General features: G+C 43.6%; 21 protein-coding genes. 8 read left to right on the plus strand and 13 right to left on the minus strand.

All coding sequences use genetic code 11. The annotated features are described in order from the left end of the window. Positions 1-125: 125 nt before the first annotated feature. The gene (locus HM003_06625) at positions 126-950 is read right to left on the minus strand and encodes a class I SAM-dependent methyltransferase (protein MBX5329004.1); all 825 of its coding nucleotides are present in this window, start codon (positions 948-950) and stop codon (positions 126-128) included. 111 nt (positions 951-1,061) lie between these two features. Here HM003_06625 and HM003_06630 point away from each other — a divergent pair, with 111 nt between their 5' ends. Continuing rightward, on the plus strand, positions 1,062-1,457 hold the full coding sequence (locus HM003_06630) for a helix-turn-helix transcriptional regulator (GenBank protein ID MBX5329005.1): 396 nt from the start codon (positions 1,062-1,064) through the stop codon (positions 1,455-1,457). Here the strand turns inward: HM003_06630 and HM003_06635 are convergent. The 5 genes from HM003_06635 to accC form a co-directional block, all read right to left on the minus strand. Next, entirely contained in the window at positions 1,452-3,020 is a 1,569-nt protein-coding gene (locus HM003_06635) for a methylmalonyl-CoA carboxyltransferase (protein ID MBX5329006.1), read from the minus strand. The genes HM003_06630 and HM003_06635 overlap by 6 nt on opposite strands. Before the next feature lie 576 nt (positions 3,021-3,596). Then, the gene (locus tag HM003_06640) at positions 3,597-4,391 is read right to left on the minus strand and encodes a biotin--[acetyl-CoA-carboxylase] ligase (protein MBX5329007.1); all 795 of its coding nucleotides are present in this window, start codon (positions 4,389-4,391) and stop codon (positions 3,597-3,599) included. A gap of 14 nt (positions 4,392-4,405) precedes the next feature. Next, complete coding sequence (mce, locus tag HM003_06645) at positions 4,406-4,810, minus strand: methylmalonyl-CoA epimerase (protein ID MBX5329008.1); 405 nt, start codon at positions 4,808-4,810, stop codon at positions 4,406-4,408. Positions 4,811-4,887: 77 nt separating this feature from the next. Then, a complete protein-coding gene (locus HM003_06650; protein ID MBX5329009.1) occupies positions 4,888-5,430 on the minus strand; it encodes a biotin attachment protein in 543 nt (180 codons plus the stop codon). Continuing rightward, entirely contained in the window at positions 5,427-6,938 is a 1,512-nt protein-coding gene (gene accC / locus HM003_06655) for an acetyl-CoA carboxylase biotin carboxylase subunit (GenBank protein ID MBX5329010.1), read from the minus strand. Before accC ends, HM003_06650 begins: the two co-directional genes overlap by 4 nt. 231 nt (positions 6,939-7,169) lie before the next feature. On the opposite strand from accC, the gene HM003_06660 reads away from it, so the two are divergent. The 6 genes from HM003_06660 to HM003_06685 all read left to right on the plus strand — a co-directional run bounded on the left by HM003_06660 (position 7,170) and on the right by HM003_06685 (position 13,978). After that, positions 7,170-7,763, plus strand: coding sequence for a hypothetical protein (locus tag HM003_06660; GenBank protein ID MBX5329011.1), 594 nt, complete (start codon positions 7,170-7,172; stop codon positions 7,761-7,763). 53 nt (positions 7,764-7,816) lie between these two features. Then, the gene (locus tag HM003_06665) at positions 7,817-7,993 is read left to right on the plus strand and encodes a hypothetical protein (protein ID MBX5329012.1); all 177 of its coding nucleotides are present in this window, start codon (positions 7,817-7,819) and stop codon (positions 7,991-7,993) included. 162 nt (positions 7,994-8,155) lie between these two features. After that, positions 8,156-9,856 (plus strand): succinate dehydrogenase/fumarate reductase flavoprotein subunit, encoded by a 1,701-nt coding sequence (locus tag HM003_06670; GenBank protein MBX5329013.1) that lies wholly within the window; start codon positions 8,156-8,158, stop codon positions 9,854-9,856. Positions 9,857-9,868: 12 nt separating this feature from the next. Continuing rightward, a complete protein-coding gene (sdhB, locus tag HM003_06675; GenBank protein ID MBX5329014.1) occupies positions 9,869-11,434 on the plus strand; it encodes a succinate dehydrogenase iron-sulfur subunit in 1,566 nt (521 codons plus the stop codon). A gap of 169 nt (positions 11,435-11,603) precedes the next feature. After that, entirely contained in the window at positions 11,604-13,460 is a 1,857-nt protein-coding gene (locus HM003_06680) for an aldehyde ferredoxin oxidoreductase family protein (protein MBX5329015.1), read from the plus strand. Positions 13,461-13,474: 14 nt separating this feature from the next. Then, complete coding sequence (locus HM003_06685; GenBank protein MBX5329016.1) at positions 13,475-13,978, plus strand: 4Fe-4S dicluster domain-containing protein; 504 nt, start codon at positions 13,475-13,477, stop codon at positions 13,976-13,978. A gap of 41 nt (positions 13,979-14,019) precedes the next feature. Here HM003_06685 and HM003_06690 read toward each other — a convergent pair whose 3' ends face one another. From HM003_06690 to HM003_06700, 3 genes are read right to left on the minus strand one after another with little or no spacing between them, the layout of a single operon-like run. Beyond that, a complete protein-coding gene (locus HM003_06690) occupies positions 14,020-14,628 on the minus strand; it encodes an MBL fold metallo-hydrolase (GenBank protein MBX5329017.1) in 609 nt (202 codons plus the stop codon). Positions 14,629-14,645: 17 nt separating this feature from the next. Beyond that, entirely contained in the window at positions 14,646-16,031 is a 1,386-nt protein-coding gene (locus HM003_06695) for a hypothetical protein (GenBank protein ID MBX5329018.1), read from the minus strand. Between the two features lie 6 nt (positions 16,032-16,037). Next, positions 16,038-16,877, minus strand: coding sequence for a GNAT family N-acetyltransferase (locus HM003_06700; protein MBX5329019.1), 840 nt, complete (start codon positions 16,875-16,877; stop codon positions 16,038-16,040). A gap of 126 nt (positions 16,878-17,003) precedes the next feature. Here HM003_06700 and HM003_06705 point away from each other — a divergent pair, with 126 nt between their 5' ends. Then, the gene (locus HM003_06705; protein MBX5329020.1) at positions 17,004-17,504 is read left to right on the plus strand and encodes a hypothetical protein; all 501 of its coding nucleotides are present in this window, start codon (positions 17,004-17,006) and stop codon (positions 17,502-17,504) included. Positions 17,505-17,510: 6 nt separating this feature from the next. Here HM003_06705 and HM003_06710 read toward each other — a convergent pair whose 3' ends face one another. The 4 genes from HM003_06710 to HM003_06725 are packed head-to-tail and all read right to left on the minus strand — an operon-like array spanning position 17,511 to position 21,381. Continuing rightward, a complete protein-coding gene (locus HM003_06710; GenBank protein ID MBX5329021.1) occupies positions 17,511-18,005 on the minus strand; it encodes a hydrogenase 3 maturation endopeptidase HyCI in 495 nt (164 codons plus the stop codon). Between the two features lie 49 nt (positions 18,006-18,054). Next, on the minus strand, positions 18,055-19,509 hold the full coding sequence (locus tag HM003_06715; protein MBX5329022.1) for a Ni/Fe hydrogenase subunit alpha: 1,455 nt from the start codon (positions 19,507-19,509) through the stop codon (positions 18,055-18,057). Then, entirely contained in the window at positions 19,506-20,489 is a 984-nt protein-coding gene (locus HM003_06720; protein MBX5329023.1) for an oxidoreductase, read from the minus strand. Before HM003_06720 ends, HM003_06715 begins: the two co-directional genes overlap by 4 nt. A gap of 1 nt (position 20,490) precedes the next feature. Continuing rightward, positions 20,491-21,381: a CoB--CoM heterodisulfide reductase iron-sulfur subunit B family protein gene (locus HM003_06725; GenBank protein ID MBX5329024.1), complete on the minus strand. Its 891-nt coding sequence runs from the start codon at positions 21,379-21,381 to the stop codon at positions 20,491-20,493. Positions 21,382-21,384 lie beyond the last annotated feature (3 nt).

Consider the following 21,384-nt stretch of genomic DNA (forward strand, 5'->3'; position numbering starts at 1 on the left):
CCCCCTTATATATAGGTTGAATGGGAGAGTAGAAAATGTAAGTGAAGTCTGTTATTAATTAATTTAGGTGTTGAAAGAGTTTTTGCATCAATGGATATTTTGTGAAGTGATTGGAAGGTGAGAATTTAAAAGATGGAAGGATGCTGGAAGATGAGGTTAAGTTTTTCTCCATATAGGACTAGATGTTTTGACAATCCTTTAGTCGAAGTTTCCTTACTCAAGTGTAATAGCATCTCAGTCACTTGTTTGAAGAATTTTTCGTCCCAATTACGAGATTCTTGAATTTCCACTGGAATAGAAAGGAGGTTTAACATGCCGCAAACAGCATAGACTTCGATAACCTTTATTCCTTCCTTTTTAAAGAGTTCTCTTGCTTCTTCGACGTTTACAGCCATGTGTTTTTCTTCGTGATGACAAACGTATTTCGATTTTGACTTAACTAGAGCTAGTGCTTCTCCGGGGTTTTCGCAAAACATGCTGACAGCAGAACCGTATTTATTAACTAGAAAAATGGAGATTTTTCCTCCTTTCTTTGTCACTCGCATGAGTTCTTTTGGGGTTGTTATCATTCCATCCCAGCAGAGTACAAAATCGAAACTCTCGTCAGCAAAACGAAGCTTGTGAACATCGCACTCACAGATTTCTACTTTGTCTAAAACGCCTTCTCTGAGCAGTTTTTGCCTTGCGACATTAAGCATTTTAGGAGAGATGTCACATAATGTAACTGAGTATCCCATCTTAGCTAAAGGAAGCGTTATCCTTCCCGTGCCGCCAGCCGCATCCAAAATTTTTGTGTTTCTGTTTTTGGGAAGATGCCCTTTTAGTAGTTCCCAATCGACGTAGTGTTCAACAGCGCCGTGAAAGGTTTTGTACCACTCATCATATCTCTCCGAATGCTCGTCCCACTTCTTTCTTATGCTTTCAATGTCTCTGGCTTCATCTTTAATCATCTTTCTTCCTCCAAATACTCGTAAAGTCCCCCTAATGCGTTACTATAAAAAGTGCAGTATTTAAGTTACAAAGTTTACAATTTGATATCAAGTGTTTAGGTGGAAAGTGTTATGAGCAAGGAAAATGATTTTAGTTGTTTCTGTCCGCTTGAAGGAATCATGGATGTTATCAGCAGAAAATGGGCGATTCTTGTCATCAACGCAATTGGCACTTATGGAAAGTTAAGATTCAACAGACTCATGGAAGAGTTACATGGCTTTAGTCCGAAGACTCTTTCAGATAGGCTCAAAGAACTCCAAATAGAAGGTTTGGTTGAGAGAAAATTTTTCGCTGAAATACCCCCACGGGTAGAGTATTCACTCACAAACGACGGTGTAGAACTTAGAGAATCAATTATACCTCTTTTAAAATGGGCTATAAAAAGGAACGTCGCAAGTGGCCATGCTGTCAACTGTGAATGCGATGAATGTAAGAGTAGATTCGGGTCGCAAGCTAAGAGTTTATAGTGGTATGTTTCCGTGTTTTCTTGTTGGTCGTGGTTCACGTTTTGTTGCGAGGCTTTCGAGTGCACTGATTAGTTTGGGTCTGGTTTCTGCTGGTTCGATGACTTCGTCTATGTAGCCTTTCTGTGCGGCTATGTAAGGGCTTGCGAATTTCTGGCGGTACTCGCTTACAAGTTCCATCCGCTTCTTTTCAGGGTCTTTAGCTTCAGCAATTTCTTTGCGGAAGATTATGTTTATTGCCCCATGTGGTCCCATAACTGCTATTTCGGCTGTTGGCCACGCGTAGTTTATGTCTGCGCCGCTGTGTTTAGAGCCCATGACGTCGTAGGCTCCACCGTAAGATTTGCGCAGTATAGTCGTGATTTTTGGAACCGTGGCTTCGCAGTAAGCGTACAATAGTTTAGAGCCGTGTTTGATTATTCCGCCGTGCTCCTGTTCAATGCCTGGTAAGAAGCCTGGCACGTCGACGAAAGTGATTATTGGAATGTTGAAGCAGTCGCAGAAGCGTATGAAGCGTCCGGCTTTCATGCTGCTGTTTATGTCTAAAGCCCCAGCGTAATGCATGGGCTGGTTAGCAACAATGCCTACTGTTTTACCATTCAAACGCGCAAAGCCGATTACAATGTTTTGCGCCCACAGAGGTTGGACTTCGAAGAATTCGCCGTTGTCCACTACGCGGGTTATTACTTCTTTTGCGTCGTAGGGTTTGTCTGGGTCGTCTGGAAGAATGCGCGCTAAGCCTTGGTCCGTGCGGTTTGGTTCGTCTGTCGGTTCAGCAACTGGCGGGTCTTCTAGATAATTGCTTGGCAGATAGCTCAGAAGCTTCTTTATGATTTGGATGCACTGTTCTTCGTTTTGGGCTATAAAATGTGCGACGCCGCTTGTTGTGCTGTGTACCATTGCGCCGCCGAGGTCTTCAAATGTGACTTCTTGTCCGAGCGCGGCTTTGACCACATCTGGACCAGTGATGAACATGTGCGATGTTTTGTCTACCATGATTATGAAGTCTGTTAGGGCTGGCGAATAAACAGCTCCGCCTGCACATGGACCCATAATGGCGCTTATCTGCGGAATAACGCCGGAACTTATCACGTTACGGAAGAATATGTCACCGTAACCAGCGAGACTTGCAACGCCTTCTTGAATTCGCGCTCCACCACTGTCGTTTAAACCTATGACTGGCGCACCCGTTTTCAACGCCAAATCCATGAGTTTGCAGACTTTCTTTGCGAACATCTCACCAAGCGAACCGCCGAAAACAGTGAAGTCCTGGCTGAAAACGTAAACGAGCCTGCCGTCTATTGTGCCGTAGCCCGTTACGACGCCATCGCCTAAAAACTTCTTTTCAGCCATGCCAAACTCCGTGCACTGATGAACCACGAAACGGTCGAGCTCGTTGAAACTTCCCGGGTCAAGCAGTAACTCGATGCGTTCGCGAGCGGTTAACTTGCCTTTGGCGTGTTGCTCTTCAATTCGCTTTTGTCCACCGCCAAGCTTGGCTTGTTCGTTTAATTCACGTAAAAGCTTAATCTTCTCATCAACACTTGGCTCTTTAATGCTTGACATTATGGATTACCTCAAATTGAAACAGTATAATAACTTAACAAATATTTAGAACCTATGGAAGCATAAAACCAATCTGATTCACCAATCTTCGAAAATTGCAGACATATCATCGCACATTTATCGCACTATAAACCCAATAATCATGCCTATACTTGATAATATTAGAGAATAGTTAAGAAGTGACTTCTTTCCAAGAGTCTTATCAATGTCAGCTGAGCATAATGCGATAAGTAACGCTCCAGTAAATCCTAGAGGAAATATAGGATTATTGTTAATCCTAAACCACAAGAAGGAGATGAGAAAAGACATAATCATCCATCCCAATGAATGAGTGTTAATGGGAGTTGAGAGTGACATTCCACAATATGGGCAAAATACCGCGTCAGAAGGAATAAGTTTGCCCCACTTCGTGCAATTTTTCGTAGACACAATACCACTATTTCATGGTTACACTGACAAAAATTAAAAATTTTCGCAAAAATCCATTTAATAACGGTTGAAAGGACGTTTGATAAAGGCACGTTTTTTATAGACTCTAAACGCTTCAATGCTGTCCTAAAAATAGCAACAATTATCTTAGCCTAAAGGAAAAATATCTCCAATAAACACCCGTTTTATGGTTCCCTCTTCAAGTTTGAGAACCAGAGCGCCTTCGCTGTCAACATCCAAAGCCAATCCACATAACCTTTTAGTTTCACTCGCAACAACCACTTGCTTACCAAGAAAACCCGAATAGCTTTTCCATCTTTCCAGAACCGAATTAAATCCCTCTTTCAAAAACTGCTCGTAAACACCGTCCAACCTCTCAAGCAACACCCTAAACAGTTCTTCCAACTTAACTTTTCTGCCAAGCTCGTTCATCAAAGAAGTCGCACTTTCCCAAAACTCGCTAGGAAAAACCTTCCTCACATCAAAATTCACGTTAACGCCAACGCCCAGCACCACAAAATTGACTTTTTCGCCAAGCGTGCTCATCTCCGCTAATACACCACAAATCTTGCGCTCTTCAACCAACACATCATTAGGCCATTTAGTCTCAACCTTTAAGCCGTACAACTCCCGCAGAACTTCAGCCACAGCCAAACCAGCCACAAAAACAAGCCTAACCGCTTCTGCAGCCCTAAGTTTAGGCTTGACCACAACAGAAAACCACAAGCCACCCTCAGGCGAAAACCACACTCTATCCAAGCGCCCACGCCCAGCAGTCTGAGTTTGGGCAATCGCAACCGTTCCTTCCGGAGCGCCAAGCACGGCTAATTCTTTAGCCCACTCGTTAGTCGAGCCAACACTACGACTGAAAAATATTCTTTTTCCAAACCGTTTTGTACGCAAGCCTTCCTGAAGCTTGTCCAAATTTATCTTCGCTGACACAGCATTTCTAACCGTTAGGGCTTTTCAACAAGCTCCAACAAAACGCCACGCGTGCTTTTCGGGTGAACAAACGCTATTTTCTTGCCTTCAGCGCCTTCTCGCGGTTTATCATCAACAAGCACAACGCCTTTCCGCTTGAGCTCCGTCAAAACCGCTTTAATATCATCGACTTCTACAGCAAAATGGTGCACGCCTTCACCGCGACTTTCAAGAAACTTCGCTACGGGGCTGTCGCCGCCAAGAGGCTCCAAAAGCTCAATCTGCGTTTCGCCGCCAGTGGAAAGAAACGCCACCTTAACCTTTCGCTCAGTTAAAACATGAACACCTAACAGCTTGAAACCTAAAACGTCACAGTAAACGCGAACAGCCTCATCCAAATTCTTCACTGCAACACCAACATGGTCCATTCCAGCAAACATTACTCTCAACTCCTCAAAGAACAATTAACCCCATGCAAAACATCGAATAAAAGAGTTTCCAAAACAACAACCAAAAATCAACTAATAGTTGCCAAAACATCTCCCTTATTCACAACAGCCCCCACAGAAACTTTAATTTCTCTTACAACTCCAGCCTTATGCGAAATCACTAGATTTTGCATTTTCATGGCTTCCAAAACGCAGATGCACGCGCCTTTCTCAATTTTTCTTCCTACATCCGCTTTTAAGGAAACAATTCTGCCAGAAATAGGAGCAGTCACAGCGTCCTTTTCAACAATCAAACTCGCCGTGGGCTTTTTAACAACTTTGAGTGTAGGCTCTTGTTGTGCAAGCGGCTCTTTCAAAATTTTAGGTTGAAATTGAACATCGAAAAGTTTTCTGTAAATCACGATTTGCCGAAAACCGCCATAACCCTTATTCACACTGGCTGAAAAAGTTTTACCATTAATCTCCAGTACTGCTGCTTTGCCTTGTCCCGAATTTCTGAACACAACACTAAAAGTTTTGCCGTCCACTTCCACCAAAAAGCTACTGCCATTTCGCTCCAAAACCCTAATCTTGTATGGCTTTTTGTTCACTAAAACTTCTTGAAGAGTCAAAGCGCCTTACTCAACCTCCTTGTTCTTCCAGCAAGCCTCCATAAAGAAGCCGCTTTAGGCTCTCTTTTTGGAATGACCGCGCGAGTCTCGCTTCTTTCCACATAGTCGGCTAAAACTGCAATAATCGCGGCGGCTTCCTCCTCTTCTAAGGCTTGTTTTGGCATAAGCTTCTCGATTTTTTCGTCAACAAAGTTTATGTGAATGTCTCCTTTGAGAAACTGTTCGTCTTCCATGATTTTTTTGTGAAAGGGAACTGTGGTTTTCACACCTACTATTAGAAATTCGTTCAGCGCGTTTTTCATTCGTTGTATTGCTTCCCTGCGGTTTTCTCCCCAAACTGCAAGTTTCGCGATGAGAGGGTCATAAAAAACCGAGATAGGATAGCCAACATAAAGGTGAGTGTCAACCCTTACGCCGGGACCTCCGGGCAACTGAAGTTTGGATACGATGCCGGGAGACGGCATGAAATTGTTGTATGGGTCTTCTGCGTTGATTCTACAGTTAATCGCGTGTCCTCTTAGCGCGATGTCGCTTTGTTTATATTCAAGTTTTTGACTAGCCGCGATTTTGATTTGCGACTTTACAATGTCTAAGCCAGTAGCCATTTCCGTAATCAAGTGTTCAACTTGAAGCCTAGTGTTCATCTCCAAAAAATAATAATGTCCCTCTTGGTCAACGAGAAATTCGACAGTGCCAGCATTAACGTAGCCTACTGCTCTCGCAATTTTTACTGCAGCCGCTCCCATTTCCTTCCTAAGCTTTTCAGTCATCAACATTGACGGAGTTTCTTCGATAAGCTTTTGGTATCTCCTCTGAAGCGAGCACTCGCGTTCGCCGAGATGAATAGTTTTTCCATGCTTGTCGGCTAAAATTTGAAATTCTATGTGCCTCGCCCTTGGAAGAAATTTTTCCACGTAAATTTCGCGTTTTCCAAAAGAGCTCTCCGCTTCCGAAGCCGTAAGTTCCAGCGCTTGCCGCATTTCTCTTTTGTTCGTCACCAGACGCATACCTTTTCCTCCGCCGCCATAAACAGCTTTCACCAGAACCGGAAATCCCACATGCCCCGCAATTTCAACTGCCTCATCCGCGCTTCGGGCGGGTTCTATGCTTCCAGGAATAGCGGATACGCCGGCTTTGACGGCGGTTCTGCGGGCTTCAACTTTGCTTCCCATTTTCTTTAGAACTTCACTGGATGGCCCAATGAATTCTATATCCTTCTCTTCACAAGCTTTGGCGAAAGCTGGGATCTGAGAAAGAAATCCATAACCAGGATGTATTGCCTCACATTTTGATTTTTTAGCCACTTCAATTATTTTGTTGATTTTTAGGTAGCTCAGGCTGGGGTCTGCGGGTCCAACGCAGTAGCTTTCATCTGCGTATTGAACATGCAGAGAGTCCGCGTCTGCCTCAGAATAGACAGCGACGGCTTTTGCTCCTAACTCTCTGCATGCTCTAATTACTCTAACTGCGATTTCTCCGCGGTTAGCAATTAAGATTTTTTTAAACATGTCTTGTCCAGTCCAAACGCCAACTGCCTTCCTTTACAACTCAATTAAGCATAATTGAATTAAATATTTTCACAATCAAACTTTGAAAAGATTACAACATCTTCCCTCATTAACTACAACACTTCATGGGAAGAGGATGAGAATTGTGAGAAAAAACTGATTTGGTTTGTTCAAACAGGCTTCGGCAACTTTTTAAGTTTCAGCTACAATATAACTATAATGGAGTTAAGCATGCTTGACACTCCATTCTTAGTTTCCTCTGCAATTCTTATCGCAATAGGCTGCGTATCCCTAGTTGTTTCATTAATCTTACATAAAAAGTCGCGTGCAATACAGAAAATCCCAAAAAAGCTTACACAAAACATTTTCCACAAACGCTTCAACATCTTTGACCCGTACCCAAGCAAAAGGACAATAATTCACAGCGACATAATCACTATACTGCCATTTCTAATTTTTATCTCAGCTCTAATTCTCACCTTTGTTGTAACAGCAACAATTATCCAAACTGGCTTGCTACTGAGCACAATCATCTGTATTTTTTGTGCGTCCTTAATGGCGTTTGAAGAAGCATTTGAAATTCCCAAAAACGCGGATATCTTTTTAAAAGCCATCAAAGAAGGAATAGGTTTAGGAGAAGGTGATTTAATCGTGTTTTCTATAGTAAAAAAGACTTTGCCAAAGCTAAGAAATTACTATTTTGCGTTGGCAATCGTCTTTTTTGCCTTTTCAGCTGCTTTACCTCATATTATGCCTTCAGCAATATTCACTTTTGCATGGGTTGTTACTCTGCCCTTCGGACTGCATCTTCATGGGGAGTTTTAGTTGTCTTTTATACTACATTATGGCTTGCTATAACCACGCTAGCTATTCAAATTGTGGCTGGGCAAATCGAAAACAGAATTTTCGGCTTTCCACAATCAGAATCAGTATACACTGTGGGCAAACAGTTTGAACTTATGAAACAGTGGATTCGATGGCATCCTCACGAGTTATACCACCGCCCTCCGCCAGAGCCGAACAGAATTCCGGAAAGTGAAAAGAGAAAAGAATAGCCTCCATCTTTTGAAACTCCCTTATTGGTTTCCATCGAACAAGAAAAAAGGAAAACACATTTTCTCATGAAAGAGAACATTTCAAAATTTGCTTGCCTTCGGAAAACTATAAAACCTACATGATAAAGTAGTGGTTATTCTCATAGCACAGGTGAAAAACCGATGGAAAAAAACGTTCACGACATAGTTATAGTCGGAGCTGGCTTAGCAGGTTTAAGAGCAGCGGTTGCCGCGGCAGAAATCAGCAACAAGCTGGATATCGCCGTAATTTCAAAGCATCACCCATTAAGGTCACATTCTGTTTGTGCACAAGGCGGAACAGCCGCGGTCATGCGTGAAAAAGACTCCTTTGACCTGCACGCGTTTGACACTGTGAAAGGCGCTGACTACCTTGCAGACCAAGACGCTGTGGAATTTTTTGTTAGGCAAGCACCAAAAGAAATCGTAATAACTGAGCATTGGGGATGCCCATGGAGCCGCACACCAGACGGAAAAATAAACCAACGACCATTCGGTGGACACTCGTTCCCAAGAGCCTGCTTTGCAGCAGACATGACGGGTTTTCATGAAATGCACGCGATATATGGAAAAGCAATAACCTATGGTAATGTGAAATTTTACGATGAATGGTTCGCAACTTCACTTGTAGTAGAAAACAATACTGCGGTTGGACTAACAGCCATAAACATGACAACCGGCGACATGCACGCATTCTCTGCAAAAGCCATCATTATGGCAACAGGAGGACACGAACGCATTTACGAATTCACAACGTTCTCGCACACAACAACGGGCGATGGAATGGCAATGGCATACCGCGCTGGCGCGCCATTAGAAGATATGGAATTCGTACAATTTCATCCCACAGGTTTGGTTCCCTCAGGCGTTCTAATCACTGAAGGCGCCCGAGGCGAAGGAGGATACTTGATTAATGCTAATGGCGAACGCTTCATGAAGAAATATGCGCCGGAAAAAATGGAGTTAGCTCCGCGTGATGTTGTTTCAAGAGCAGAACAGACAGAAATTCTGGAAGGACGCGGACTTGAAGGACCCTATGGACCTTACATAGCTCTAGACCTTAGACATTTAGGTGAAGAAAAAATCAACGAGCGGTTGCCGCTAATTCGCGATGTCGCAATAAAACTTGGCGGCGTAGACCCAGTTAAGGAACCAATACCAATACGACCAGCAGCACACTATTCTATGGGAGGAATCAAAGCCAACATAAAAACTGAAACGTCCATAGCCGGCTTATACGCTGCAGGCGAATGCTCATGCATAAGCGTGCACGGCGCGAACAGGCTTGGCACAAACTCAACCGCTGAATGCCTCGTGTTCGGAGCAGTTGCAGGCGAAGAAGCCGCAAAGTACGCGTTGAAAAACAGTGTTCACGAGATTCCTAAAGAAAAATTGTTGGCAGAAGAAAAGAGAGTTTTCGACGGAATATTAGGAAGCGAAGGCAGCGAGAGAGTTCCAGCAATCCGTGATGAAATGCGTCGTACAATGAACGAGAAGGTGTGGATATACCGTAGGGGCGACCAACTTCAAACAGCCATGAAAGAAATAAGAGGGCTAAAGGAAAGGTTTAGGCATGTAAAGGTTGAGGATAAAGACAAGCCGTTCAACACTGGATTCTTGTCCGCGCTACAGCTTGATTTTATGTTAGATTTGGCAGAAGTAACAATAGCCAGCGCGCTTCCACGAACAGAATCGCGAGGCGCTCATTCACGGGTTGACTATCCAAAACGTGATGACCAAAACTGGCTCAAGCACACATTAGCTTATTGCACAAAGGATGGACCCAGACTTGAGTACATTCCAGTCACAATAACTAAGTGGTCGCCGGTTGCCAGAACCTATTAGGAGGATGAAGAAATGAGCATTGAAGTTGAGAAAATTGTTGAATTTAGAATAAGCAGATATGACCCGGAAAGCAAAAGGCGTTACGTGTCCACATATAAAGTGCCGATTCGCAAAGGAACAACAGTGCTTGACGCGTTGCTCTACATAAAAGACAACTTGGATGAAACATTATCTTTTAGGCAGTCGTGTAGAATGGGAATCTGCGGAGACTGCGCAGTCAACATCAACGGAAAACCCATGTTGGCATGCTACACGCAAGTGCTACATTTAGACGCTGACTCGTTGACAATTGAGCCGCTTTCAAACCTGCCAGTAATCAAAGATCTTGTTGTTGATATTCAACCCTTCTTCGAGAAATATAAGAAAATAAGAACTGTTTTGATAAAGCCAGAGGAAACATTCAAACAACCCAACGAGTTTGCGCAAACGCCAGAGGAGCTTAAGAAGTTCTGGGATTTAACACTGTGCATTAAATGTTCAATCTGTTATTCAGCATGCCCAGCCGCAATAGACGAAAGATTCCTAGGACCCACCGCATTAACTGCCAATTACAGATTCCTCACAGACTCAAGGGACAACGGCTTAAACGAGCGTTTAAAGCCCATGGCGGACAACATATGGCTTTGCACTCAATGCAACTCATGCACATTGTTCTGTCCAAAACTGGTGAGCTGCGCAAACGCGATACTTGACGACCACTGCTTCTTGATTGAGGCAGGAAACCTTCCACGAACAGTCAAAGACGTTCTTGAAAGCGTCTACAAATATCACAATCCAATGGGAACGCATCAGAGCAAGCGAATGGATTGGGCTGAAGGCTTGAATGTTAAAACGTTTCCAAACGTTTCAAAGGCTGACGTTTTGCTTTTCACGTGTTGCTCAACCACTTTTGACATTAGAAACAGAGAAATCGCCAAAACAATGGCTCAAATGTTAAACAGTTTAGGCGTGGACTATGCAACTTTAGGCGCTGAAGAATGGTGCTGCGGAGACCACATGCTAAGAATGGGCGAGAAAGGACTTTTCGAGGAACTTGCCATGCACAACATTGACATGTTCAAAAAATTCAACGCGGGAAAAATCATCACTTTGTCGCCGCATTGTTACAACACGTTCAAGAATGACAAGCCATACGCTGACGAGAAACTCAACGTGCAACACTACACGCAATACTTGGCAGACGCGATTAAGCAAGGCAAGATAAAACCAACAAAACCCGTGAGAAAAAAAGTCGCATATCACGACCCGTGCTTCTTAGGCAAACGCAACGATGAATACGAGGCGCCACGAGAAATCTTGAAGGCAATTGACGGGTTAGAGCTTATTGAAATGAAGCGAACAAGACAGAGCAGTTTCTGTTGCGGTGGCGGCGCTGGAAGAGTTTGGACTGAAGAGGCACCTTCAGAAAAGAGACCGTGCGTGGACAGAGTTAAAGAGGCTTTGGAACTTGGCGTTGACGTTATCGCAGTTGCATGCCCATTCTGTGTGACGACTTTGGAAGATGCTGTTAAAGTGTTAGATGTAGAGAACAAGATTGTAGTCAAAGACGTCATAGAGCTTTTAAAAGAAGCAATTTAAACTGCTGAAAATCTCCACTTTCTCTTTTTACCATGTTACAAGAAGCATTCACTTGCAATTTTCATCTCAAAATTTATTTTGATAAATCAGCCAAACCATGCAGATACATTAATATATCTATATAACAAAAGTTAATAATTCTCTAAAATATGCTAAACGTGGAGGAAAAATGTTGCACGGCTACGCTGGTAGAATTCTTCATGTAGATTTAACAACTGGGAAAACCCATGTAGAACCTTTAAACGAAGAATACGCCAAAAAATACATTGGTGGAATAGGTCTAGGAATGCGCTTATGGCTGGACCATTCAAAACCGGGAGTAGAGCCATTAAGTCCAGAAAACCCGCTGATTCTAGCGACAGGTCCAATCTCAGGCACCGTCTGGCCAACAGGCGGAAACGGACATGCCTTCGTTTCGAAGTCACCTCAAAGCTATGGCGTCGGCGAAGCCAAATCCCACGGTTCTTTCGGAACAGAACTAAAAAGAGCGGGATATGACGCGGTAATTTTCAAAGGTAAAGCAGAGAAGCCAGTCTATGTTTGGATTGACGACGACTCAGTTCAGCTTTTAGACGCTTCACATTTGATGGGTAAATCGCCGGCTGACACAGAAGACGCGATTAGAGAAGAGTTGGGAGACTATTACATTCGCGTTGCAGCCATCGGCCCAGCTGGAGAAAAACTCGTCAAAATAGCATGCATAATCAATGACAAGACAAGAGCCGCTGGAAGAACAGGAATGGGCGCCGTGATGGGTTCAAAAAACTTGAAGGCCATAGCGGTTCGAGGGACACGCGACATCACAGTGGCTAAGCCTGAAGAATTTTTGGAATACGTGAAAGAGTTCCACGAAAGAATGAAAGGGCCAGCAACGCAGAAATATAGAACTTTAGGCACGCCGGAAAACGTTCTCGTACACAACGCTTTACATTGTATGCCAACAAGAAACTACAACAACGCAACCTTCGAAGGCGCAGAAAGAGTCAGCGGCGAAGTTCTAAACGAAAGGTACGTTGCAAAAGTCATAGGATGCAGCTCATGCGCAATGCGATGCGAACACATATGTGTTGTTGCGGAAGGACCATACAAGGGTACTATGACGCGAATGGAGTATGAGCCTTTGTGGGCTTTGGGACCATACTGCGGCATTGACAGACTTGACGCTATAATAAAAGGAATGGACTTATGCAACTATTTTGGAATGGATTCTATAAGCGCTGGTGTGATTGTTGGCTTTGCAATGGACTGTTACGAAAAGGGCATTTTAACAGAGAAGGACACGGACGGGATAGACGCGAAGTTTGGCAATCACGAAGCACTGGTAAAGCTTCTGGAAAAGATGGGCAAACGCGAAGGCATAGGTGACATACTTGCGGAAGGCGTAAAAGGAGCCGCTGAAAAAATTGGCAACGGCGCCGAAAAGCTGGCACTGCACATTAAAGGAGTTGAAGTCACGGGTTACGACCTTAGATGCCTCAAAACAGCAGCGTTAGGCTTTGCTGTCTCCTTCCGCGGAGCAGACCACAACAGACACGGAGCATACGCTTTTGACGTCAAAGGAAAAGTCAACCGCTTAAAAGCCGAGAAAGGAAGAGGCAAACTAGTCAAGGACATGGAAGACATGTACACGCTCATAGACTCGTTCATCGTCTGCAAGTTCTCGCGTGGCACGTATTACAAGGAACTTGAGGATATGACTAAACTTTACAATTTGGTCACGGGCGCAGAAATGACAACACAAGAGATGAAAATGGCTGGCGAACGCATAAACAATTTGGCAAGAGTTTTCAATGTACGTGAAGGCTTAGGCAGAAAAGACGACAATTTACCATGGAAAGTTATGAATCAGCCCATTACCGATGAAGGACCGTCTAAAGGAGCATACGTGACACAAGAAGAGCTAGACTTGCTTCTGGACGATTACTACGAGGCTCGCGGATGGACAAGAGAAGGAGTGCCAACAGTAGCGAAACTGAAGGAACTTGGCATGGACGACCTAATACACATAGTTGAAGAGAAAATGTAAGGAGTGAATAAACAATGGTGAAGATTCACGAAAGAAAATTCGTCTCAGCAGACCCCGACAAGTGCGTAGGCTGCCAAGTATGCGAGTACATCTGCTCATGGACAAAAGAAAAATCATTCAACCCCTTAAAGTCGCGAATACGCGTTGTGCGGCTTAATCCACTTGTGAACGTTTCAATTACTTGTAGACTTTGCGAAGACCCACCATGCGTTGCAGCATGCCCAAGAGACGCCTTAACACAGTCAGAGGAAACTGGAATAATAATGGTTGACGAGGACAAATGCAACGGATGCGGATGGTGCATAGAAGCATGCGATTACGGCGCAATAATGCTTCATCCAGACAGAAAAGTGGTCTTCTCATGCGACCTCTGCAAGGAAAAAGGTGAACCCCAATGTGTCAAATGGTGCCCAGAAGAAGCATTAGACCTAGTCACAGCGGATGTTCTAGCACAGAAAGCAAGATTCACAGCGACCAAAAAGCTCTTCCAAGAAGCACTAAAAGAAACAACAAAGTAACCTAACCTTTCCTTTTTCTAATTTTACGAGTTTTACGCACATCAGCTTTCCATGAATTCTATAAACTCTTCCAAAGTTCGTTTCTCTAATGTGTAATTTGTTCTTTTCTCATCACCAATCGTGGAATGAGGACGCGGTCCATAATCATGCCCTGGATACACTTCAACATCGTCATCGAGCTTCATTAATTTCGTGAATAGACTGTAGTATATGTCTTCGGAGCTTCCGCCCGGCAAATCTGTTCTGCCACATTCACCAACAAACAAGGTGTCACCCGTGAACAGTTTGCCATCTGCTAAAAGACATATGCTGTCGCGAGTATGCCCCGGCGTGTAAATGACTCTAATTGTTATTTTGCCAACTGTTAATATGTCGCCCTCGTCAACGCTTATGTCCTTGTTGATTTTGGCTAGTTTATGAGCAACAATCTTGCCGCCACAACAAGCCTTTAAATCCTCATTGCTTGCTGTGTGGTCGCTGTGGCTGTGCGTGTTAATTATATATTTTAGGCTGAAATTTTGGTTATTCAAAACTCGTAGTATCGCGTCTGTATTAAAGCTGGAATCTATAACAGCAGCTTCTTTTGTGGTTTCGTCTGCGATTATGTAGGAGAAGTTGTCGCCGCGCTGTTTTATCTGTCGAAAAAACATAAGTGTCCATCTCCATTTCAAACGCGAATAAAACTCGAAGCAGGAAGAGCCTCTATTTTCATTCCTCTTTTTGCCACTTCGCCCAAGTTTTCCACACATCCAATGCTTGCATCTATATTGTGATGTACTGGATGCGCCCACATAAACTCTGGCACAAGATTAAACTGCAAAGGAATTTCCATTGGTAATCCATACTTTTCTTTCAAATCTTTGATTAATGAGTCTCGGCTACACGCTAAGCGCACAGTAACGTAGCTTTTTACAAGCTGAGAAGCACCAAAAGCGCCTATTCCATGCCACAATGCCGCGTTTTCTGGTGAAGCCAAGATGTAAAGAAAGAACTGAGGCGAAGAAGGAGTTTCATTGAAATTGTAGTTAACAAGTTTTTCACCTTCAACCGCGAAATGGTCATCTGCCACGGCGATACTGACGTCTTTGGGGTTGATTGCATTCGGATAAAGCGGAGTTGTTTCATAATCCACTTTAACATTTTTCAGTTTTGTTCCAGCAAAGTAGATTTTTCCTTTAGCTGCACGTTTGGAGCCGTATCCTTTAAGCGAATGCGGAATGGTCAACAGTGTTGTTCGACTCTTCATGCTTCTGCCGATGCAGTTGTAAACGCGCTCAACAGTCTCATAGTCCTTATGCACTTCTCTTATAACATGATGCAACAATCCATCCGCCGCTTCTTTCTTCATAACTGTAAGTGGCAACCGCATGGCTGGAAGCCTAAGGTCAATTCCAAAAGCTTCTGAGCAATGCTCAAGCTGCGTGTATTTTACTGCGTCAGCCATGTCCGTGTAACTGTCACTGCAGGTTTTGAGGCAATGGTCAATCAGTTCTATTTCTTTCTGGCAAATGAGCGAGCCAGCGTATTTTTGTGCGAATTTCTGGTCTATCTCTAACCCGCGAGTAGTAACGTTTGCTGCTGGAAAAGCGCTTTGTCCACTTTTAACTATTGACTCTTTGAGAGGATTCATTGAATATCTATCAGGTTCTATGTCATCTGTGTTTAGCAGAAAAGGAAAAATTAAGCCTTCAGCGGGTTTTTTCAGTCTTTCACAAATTGCAGTAACGTCCTTATCGTCTGGGTTGTGCAGTCCGCAAGTGTGAAAGTGATTTCCGCTGGCTTCAAGCAGTCGCGCAGCGATTAAGCCTTGAACTTCTTCGATGGTTAACTGTGGATTTGAGTATTCAACAGAAGTTCGAAGGAAAAAGTGCCAGCCTTCCACTGTAACATTGTTTCTTCGCTCATTCTGAAAGTAGAATAAGTTTACGTTTCTTTTTTTGCTTCCATTCTCCCGTTCTTTAAAACTAATTAGTTCTTTAACTATGGTTTCGACGCAGCTCCATGAATTCTTAAGGAAGTCGGTAACCAGCAACTTTGCCATATCAAGTGACAAGTAACATCAACCTCGCTCCAGAGACTCTGCCAAGTAGAAGCAGTCTTTAGCATTGAAGGGTTTTAAAAACATTCTTGCCACACGAAACCGCTCTGTGAACCCGGAGTGCATAAGAAAATTGATTATTGCTGACTCTTTTTTGGGCAAGCACAAAGAAACTTCAGAGCCAGCGAGTTTGTTAAGGATGGCTTTCAAAAGGTCAATCGCCACAACCTCTCGCTCTCTTAAACACATTAACGGTCCTATTTCAGCTATTCCATCGTAAACTTTCGCCACGGCATATCCAACTATACACTCACCTTCAACTGACAAATAACATGGATTACTGGAATTACGCAAAATCGCATGGAGCAATTTTTTTCGAGAAGCACCAAACCAGTAAGAATCATAATCGACGATTCTTTGAAAATCTTCTTCTTCCGCCACTCTCAAACCAGACTCAACCGACGCTGTAAAGGCTTTTCCTTCGAGAACAATGAAGTCTGAATCGTATTTGAAACCGAGTTTCTCGTAGAAGGGTATTGTGTCGGCATACGCGTATAAACCAACATTGTTTATATTCCTGCTTGAAAGATATTCAATTACGCTTTTAACAAGTAGCGCACCTGCGCCTTTCCTTCGATATTTTTCTTCCACTATTAGGTTTCCAAGCCAGCCAAGCTTGTCAAAGCCTATCGACGTGACAATTCCTATTCTCTTTGAATCGTCAAACAGTACAAAGCAGCCTTCCGGCTCTAAAACTGTCATAAATTTGAAGTCTTCTTCTACAAAATTCCAGCCTTGCGTGTCTGTAATGCGAACAGCAAATTCGAAATCTTCCGGCGTCATTTTCTTAACGCGTAACATGCAAACCCTTTTTTCCACGTGTCTGTTAAAGGATGCTTCAGATAAAAAGTATTATACTGGAATAAATTTTACTAAATGCACACATAATAAACTGATTAGACATTGAAATGGTGGGCGCCGACAAACTTGCAGTTGAAGGTTAAGATACGCCGCAAAGCCAAAATAACAACGCACCCATTCACCGACTACTTCAAAGGCTTCGAGAAAGTGGAAGCAGTGAGACGAATATTTGGAGAAAAAACCGAAGAAGTGCTACGCAACTTAAGGATAGAATTTGTTGGAAGAAGAGGATACATGGGCGTCAGCGACGAGGATGGACACCTCTTCGTAAGCGCACATTACCTTAACAAGGGCGACTTAATCGACATTTACTTAGACATAATCCACGAGTTAGTGCACGTGAAACAGTTCATGGAGGGAAAAGAGCTTTTCGACAACCACTACAGTTACGTGGACAGACCAACCGAGATTGAGGCTTACGCAGTAGCGGTTGAAGAAGCGCGCAGACTTGGATTAAGCGACGAAAGAATTCTGCAATATTTGAAAACTGAATGGATGAGCGAAGAAGAACTAGAGAAACTTGCCAAAACCCTAAATGTCAAATTCACAAAGAAGACAGAAAAATAAATTCGTTCAAATACAAAGCGAAAGAACAACACAGACAATGTCTTGTGCAGACGCCTCAATTTCCGGAGTTAATCCTTCTCCAAAATCAGTTTTTTTAGGCTCTATTAAGAGAAGAGCAATTTTTGCTTTTGCTGTCTTAGCAAGATATTCGCAGAAAATTCGCAGCGGAAGCATATGTGTCGTGTACGCAGGAAAATTTTTTAACTGTTCTGGATTTATGAGTTGTGATTCGCCGGGTTTTAAGCCTAAAACCGCTGCGTCAATTAATAGAACATGTGAGGGGTTAAAATCTACTATTTGCTGAAGAAAATTCTCCGGAACAGTTTCACACTCAATCAAAAGAACGTTATCTGAAACTTTTCCACGCAACTCTTGAACAATCTTAACTCCAACGTAGTCGTCCATGCGGATTGGGTTTCCAATTCCCGCTACAACGATTTTCTTGGCGTCGGAAAGCCATTTCTTTAACTCTTTTTTGATGTCATAGCTTCTTTTTGACAAGAGAAACCGCCAACACAACCTAAGGAGAACGTAAAAGGAAGAAAAAGGTTTACCGCTGCACCGTTCGGAGCAGCTTCTTTTCGTTATCGTAGATTTCTATTGTCATCGGCATTTGTCCTACAGCAAAGTGTGTGGCGCATCCAAAACACGGGTCGTAAGCTCTGAAAGCCATTTCAACCATGTTAAGCACGCCCTGGTCAACCTTGTCACCTTGAATCAAGCCTTTGGCTGCGTCGCGGATTGACATGTTTATTGCGGGAGCGTTGTTGGTTGTTGCGACAATGAGGTTCACGTCTTTAATCAAAGCATCCTTGTCCAACATATAGTGGTGAATCAGCGTGCCTCTCGCAGCCTCAACTATTCCCACACCTTCACCCGGCTCACTTGGTTTGTTGCGCACTTCTTTGCTTGTTATTTCTGGGTCTCTGCTCAGCTCCAAAGCGTGTTCGGCAGCGTATAGAAGCTCAATTAATCGTGCCCAGTGAAAAGCCAAGGTTGAGTGAATTGGTTTTCCACCGAGAGTTTCGTACATGACTTTATACTCTTCTTGTGCAAGTGGTGTAGCCATGCCTTCAGAAGCGTTGAGTCGCCCAAGTGGTCCAACACGGTAAACGCCACTGTCTGCGCCGTCCACGTAGCCTTTCCAGCCGACCTTCTTCAAGTATGGAAATTTCACGTAGGTCCATTCTTCTACACGTTCAGAGATGTGGTTTAAGTAATCCTTTGGTTCAAATTTGACGAATTCTTTGCCAGCAGGGTCGACAACGCGGACTTTTCCGTCGTAAAAGTTGACTTTGTTGTTATCGTCCACTGTGCCCATGTAATAAGTTTTCAATGTGTAAGCGTCGCTTTTAATCAAGTCCACATATTTGCTGTTTCCCAGGACAATGTCGTGAAACAGTTTCAATGAGAACTGAGCAAACTTTACAGAGGATTCAGCCATTTTTTCGATTTCTTGCCTTTCCTCTTCTTTCAAAGGTTTGGACATTCCACCAGGCAATCCGCAGACTGGATGCGTGGCTTTTCCACCGATTAACTCAGTTATTCTTTGCCCATAAGCCCTATGCTTAATGACTTCTTTGCCGATTTCTAATCCAGCCTTCTCAATCACGCCTATGACGTTTCTCTTTTCTGGCGGAGCGTCTGGACCAACAACAAAGTCTGGTCCGCCGAGATAGTAGAAGTGCAGTGTGTGGTCGTAAATGAAGTAGCCACAGTACATGAGTTCTCGGAGCTTTTTAGCTGCAGATGGCGGCTCAACATTAAACGCGGCGTCCAAAGCTTTTGTTCCAGCCATGTGATGTGCAACTGGACATACGCCACAGATTCTGCTTGTCAAAAGTGGCATGTCCTCAGCTTTTCTTCCCACACAGAATCTTTCAAAGCCTCGAAGTTCTGGAACTTGCAAATAAGCGTTTTCCACGTCGCCCTTGTCATTTAGGAATATGGATATCTTTCCGTGACCTTCAAGCCGAGTTATTGGGTCTATTAGTATCTTCTTCATTCTTTCATCACCTTCCTCTTCAAAATGGACGCTGGCAAAGCGTACATGTAGAACGACCCAATTGGGTCTTTAACTTGACTCATGAGCTTTTCAACATCCTCTTCCGTGTACTTTTCCTTCTCTTCTTCCAACCCGAGAATTGAAGCTAAAGCACTGATCATAGCTGCGCCTTGCTCGGGCGTGTTGGGACATGGACCGCCACAGCCAGTACATGGCATGTCAGCTTTTAAGCATCTGGCGCCGCATCCGCCTCTGGTCGCGGGTCCCATGCAGATTATTCCTTGTTCAAGCAAGCAACGCTCGGGCTCTGGAGTTTTTTCGTAAACGCGGTATATCTTGGAGATTTTCTTGTTCTCCTTCTTTCTTGGGCATTCATCACAGACTGATTTTAATGGCGCAAGCACAGAGCCTTTAGGCGGTAACTCGCCTTTGGCTATGGCTTCAACCGCGAATAATGTGCGTTCGACTGCTGGTGGACAGCCTGGAACGTAATAGTCAACGTCAACGACTTGGTCTAAGGTTCTGACTGTATCGTAAAATTCTGGAATGTCAACTTCTCCCTCTTTAACATGCACTGTGGGTTTTGGTGTTTTGTTTTCTGAGTTCGCCGTAGAGAAAGTCTTGAAATAGACTTTTTCGAAGATTTCCTTTTTGTTAGCTAAGTTTGCTAGTCCAGGAACTCCGCCGAGGTGGGCGCATGCTCCGTAGGCGATTAGGATTTTTGATTTTTGCCGCAAAAGCTTGGCGAGGTGTTCTTGTTCTGAGTTGCGTATTCCACCGTTGAAGAAGCAGACGTCGATGTTTTTGTCTGGCATGGCTTCTACGTCTTTGTATTTTATGTCCATGGCTACTGGCCAGAAAACGATGTCAGCAATTTGTATAACGTCGAGGATTTTCTCGTTTATGTCCAAAACAGCGATTTCACAGCCTCCACAACTAGCAGCCCAATAAAAGGCTAGTTTCAACTTGTTTTTTGCCATTTTATTCCCCACCTTCAGTAATATGCTTTAATATTTTAGAAGCGTCAACTCTAAGCTCGTTAAATGCAAGCTCTTCAGGCGACATGCCCATAGCTAAACCGAGCAATTGTGGATAATGCAGAACTGGAATGCCGTAAGTTTCGTTAAACATTTTTTCTATGCGCAACTCGTTAGTGTCGTACATTATGTGACAGAATGGACAAATTGTTATCAAAGCTTCTGCGCTGACTTGTTTAACATGGTTTAGTTTATCTCTTGCAAGTTGTAAGGCGACTTTGTCGCTTACGCCGACGCTTGGTGCTCCACAACATTCAGTCTCATCCATGTAATCTAAACATGTTGCGCCTGTCGCTTCAATAAGCATCTTGAGCGTTTGGGGGTCTTCTGGGTCGTCGAATCCTATGTATTCTTTTGGTCGTAGTATGTGGCAACCGTTATGTTCCGCCACTTTAAGCATTGTGAGCGGTTTAACAACGGAATCTTTTATCTTTTCTAAGCCCACATCTTCCTTTAGAACTTGCATTATGTGCTTCGCGTTGACTGCTCCCTTAAACTCTAAGCCTGATTCTTTCAAATGCTTGTTTATTTCTTCCCGCAAGGCTTTGTCTTCTTTAAGCATCTTGTTAACTTTCTTCAAAGTTCCAGCGCAGCCGGGACACAGAGTGATAATGTCCAGTCCCTTTTGTTCAGCCAAAGCCAAATTTCTAGCTGCAAGAATTAGCATCATTTCGTGGCTGACTGGATCAAGCGGAAGACCGCAACAGTTGAATTCAGGCATTTCAACAAGCTCAACGTCTAGTTTCTGGAGAACCTTTCTCGCAGATATTTCATAAGCTGAAACACGGTATGGAATCGCGCATCCAAGGAAAATGAGATACTGATTCCTAGCCATTTT

It is taken from the genome of Candidatus Bathyarchaeota archaeon A05DMB-5 (genome assembly GCA_019685655.1).
GTDB lineage: Archaea > Thermoproteota > Bathyarchaeia > Bathyarchaeales > Bathycorpusculaceae > DSLH01.